3 protein-coding genes are annotated in these 3101 nt (G+C 64.7%); 2 read left to right on the top strand and 1 reads right to left on the bottom strand.

Going from position 1 to position 3101, the window contains the following annotated elements; genetic code table 11:
- Positions 1–277 precede the first annotated feature (277 nt).
- Complete coding sequence (locus GY937_25140; protein MCP5060001.1) at positions 278–1264, top strand: alpha/beta hydrolase; 987 nt, start codon at positions 278–280, stop codon at positions 1262–1264.
- Between the two features lie 80 nt (positions 1265–1344).
- Here GY937_25140 and GY937_25135 read toward each other — a convergent pair whose 3' ends face one another.
- Positions 1345–2616 carry a tetratricopeptide repeat protein gene (locus tag GY937_25135; protein ID MCP5060000.1) on the bottom strand — a complete coding sequence of 424 codons (1272 nt, stop codon included), beginning with the start codon at positions 2614–2616 and terminating at the stop codon, positions 1345–1347.
- A gap of 20 nt (positions 2617–2636) precedes the next feature.
- Here GY937_25135 and GY937_25130 point away from each other — a divergent pair, with 20 nt between their 5' ends.
- A complete protein-coding gene (locus GY937_25130) occupies positions 2637–2966 on the top strand; it encodes a hypothetical protein (GenBank protein MCP5059999.1) in 330 nt (109 codons plus the stop codon).
- The last annotated feature ends 135 nt before the right edge of the window (positions 2967–3101 follow it).

Genomic DNA, 3101 nt, shown 5'->3' with positions numbered 1-3101 from the left:
GGCCCGAACGGAGCGCCGCGCGGGTCACGAGCCGGACACTCACCGGCGGCGAAACCCCGATTCCGCGCTCAATTCCCGGGAAAACCCCCTCGAGCTCCCGGTTTCCGCTACGCCACCAGCGTTCTTCCGCAGCCTGCTAGCGGACTCGACGGCGTTGCAGCGGCCTTCGAAGAACTCGCCCTGCCTGACAAGCACGCCAAGATTCTCGTCCAACCCGGCCGCTAGCGAGTTGCGCTGGAGCTCGAGATCTCAAGCTTCGGACTAGATTGGAGTTCGCATGAAACCCTTCCCCGACGCCAAACGCGTACGCTTGCCCAGGCATCAGGGAACCATGGATGCCGAAATCGATGCCATCACGCTTTCCGTTCACGAGGCCGGTAAGGGCCCAGCCGTCGTGTTGTGTCATGGCTTTCCGGAACTCGGCTACTCCTGGAACCACCAGCTGGCCACACTGGCCGAGGCGGGCTTTCGCGCCATCGCCCCGGATATGCGTGGCTATGGCGCGAGCGATTCGCCCGATGCGATCGAAGACTTCGACCTCGAGCATCTGACCGCGGACATGGCAGGGCTGCTCGACGCACTCGGAATCGACAAGGCCGTCTTCGCGGGACACGATTGGGGCGGCTTCGTCGCGTGGGCCATGCCGGTCCTCTACCCGGAGAGAACCCTCGGCGTGATCGGGGTCAATACGCCGAACTTCCCGGTTCCCACGACTGCGCACTATCGCACGCTGGTCGGTGAAGACGACGAGGCCTACACGCTCTGGTTCCAGGAGCCGGGTGTCGCAGAGCGTTTCGTCGACCCGCGCACGCGAATCGTCTTCGAGAAGTTGATGCGACGCGATGTCTCCGTGGAGCAGGCCGTCGCCCAGGCCATCCGGGATGACGTCAAGTTCAATCCCTTCCTCAAGATCGACGCAATCAGTGCGATCGGTGAGGCGCTGCTGACCCCGGCCGAACTGGACCACTATACGCGTACCTACCAACGCGCCAGCTTCCGCGGCGGGATCAACTGGTATCGGAATATCGATCGCAATGCTGCGCGCTTGCCTGAGGTCGGAAAGAAGAAACTCGACCTTCCCTGCCTCATGATCACCGCCGAATGGGATCCGGCGATGCCTCCCTACATCGCCGCCGGCACGCCCGATCTCTGCAGTGACCTGGAAATGCACATGATCCAGGGCTGTGGTCACTGGACCCAGCAGGAAAAGCCGGAGGAACTCAGCACGCTGATGCTGGACTGGCTGACGAGACGATTCGGCTAGAGCGCGGTTGCTCCCAGGCGGCAGTAGCGACCGAAGGACACTCCTGAAGTCGAGCGCCTCTCCACCCTACGGATCGGCGATCACCTCTGCCGGACGGATCCGCGCCGCCGCGTCGCGAGGCGTCGCAGCGCGGCCTCGAGGTATTCGACGTGCGCGCCCGCTGCGGGTGTGACTCGTGCCATCGCCAGAGCACGTTCGTAGGCAGCGACCGCGGCGGTGAGGTCCCGGCGCTTCTCGTGCAACTCGCCGAGTTTCAGGTACACCAGGTGTTTCATCGTGCCGCTCTTACCCGCCGCCGACTCGAGCCAGCGTTCGGCCAGATTGAGGTCGCCGCGGTCGAGCGCCTGCCAGCCGCGCACGAGATCATGCTGAAAGTCCTCGGGGTCGACCTCGGCGAGCCGCTCGAAGACGGCATTCGCCTCGTCGCGCCGCCGCGCATCCCAGAGCAACATGCCGAGGTTTCCGAGCGACTGAGTGGCGCGCGGGTTCACCTCGATCGCGTGGGAAAAAAGGCTCTCTGAGCTCTTCCACGTCGGCACCTGCCTGAAGCTGAGGGCGCCAAGCGTCACCACCAGGACCACCGTCAGGCCCACCGCCGCTCGCGTCGGTAACCGCGAAAGCAGCGGCGCCAGGAGCAACGGCACAAAGAAGACGAGCGGAATCTGCACGTAGCGGTCGGCAACCAACGGGTGCGTGGGCATGAGGTTCAGCACCGGCACGAGCGCAGCCCCGCATGCGAGCGCTGCGAACCAGGCGAAGGTCCGCGCGCGCCAGCCACGTAGAACCACGACCACGAGCACTGCCCCTACGAGGGCCGACATCCCGACCAGCAGCCACGAGTGAGCCCGCACCGGGTCGAAATCATATTCGATGCACAGCCCGACGGGCCAGAGCGCCTTCCACACGTAGAACTCGGGGATGAATACGGCCTGCAGCAGACGCTTGAGGAAGTCCACTGGCGAGGCGGCACCCTGCAACACGCCGCGCCTTTGCGCCACCGCGACGTGCAGCCCCGCCGCCAGCAGGGTCGCGACCGCGTGGGGCGTGATGCGCAGGAGTGTGCTGCGCAACGTATCGCCTCGACGCAGGTAGAGATCGACCAGACCTATCACCAACACGAGGCTCAGCGCTGTCGCTTTCGAGAACAAGGCTGCCACAGTGAAGACGAGCGAGAGCACATAGAGCCTGCGCCGGACAGCGCCCGAACCATCGCTCCCCAGCGCATCCGTGTAGGCAAGAAGAGCAGCAAGTGAAAACAGGAGCGCGAGGAGCGCATTGCGCTGGGTCGCGAAGGCGACCGGCTCGACCTGGAGGGGATGGGCGACCAGCACCATCGTACAGAGGAGCGCCACCAGGGGCGCACGCTCGCGCAATGCGTCGCGTCGCGTCGCGCCGCGGCAAAGAGCTTCCCGAAGAGCATGAAGACCAGAACCGACGAGACGGCGAAGATCGCCACATTCACCAGGTGGAAGCCGCCCGCCCAGTCGCCGAAGAGCGCGTGATCGACGAACAGGGTGAGATCGCGAACCGGGAGGTATTCGAAGCCGTTCCCCGGCCTGGTCAGGATGGCAGCCAGGTCGAAGCGCGTGTAGACGGGCAACCGGATCACAAAGTCGTCGTCCCACACGAAGCCGTGGCCAAGCGTTGGCCAGTAGAGGAGCGCGATCAGCGCGGGGGGGAGCGCCAGACCGGCCCACGCTAGTGATATGATTCATAAATAAAGGGCACTATTGGACTATCCACGTTACCCTCGCGGCGAACGGCCAGAGGGGCACGATGCGGGTCGCAGCCGAGATTCACCTCAGCAAGAGCCAGCGGGCGACGCTTCAGCAATGGT

This window comes from bacterium (genome assembly GCA_024228115.1).
GTDB lineage: Bacteria > Myxococcota_A > UBA9160 > UBA9160 > UBA6930.
Note: the sequence above shows the minus strand (reverse complement) of the source record. Positions and strands in the feature narration are given on the sequence as shown.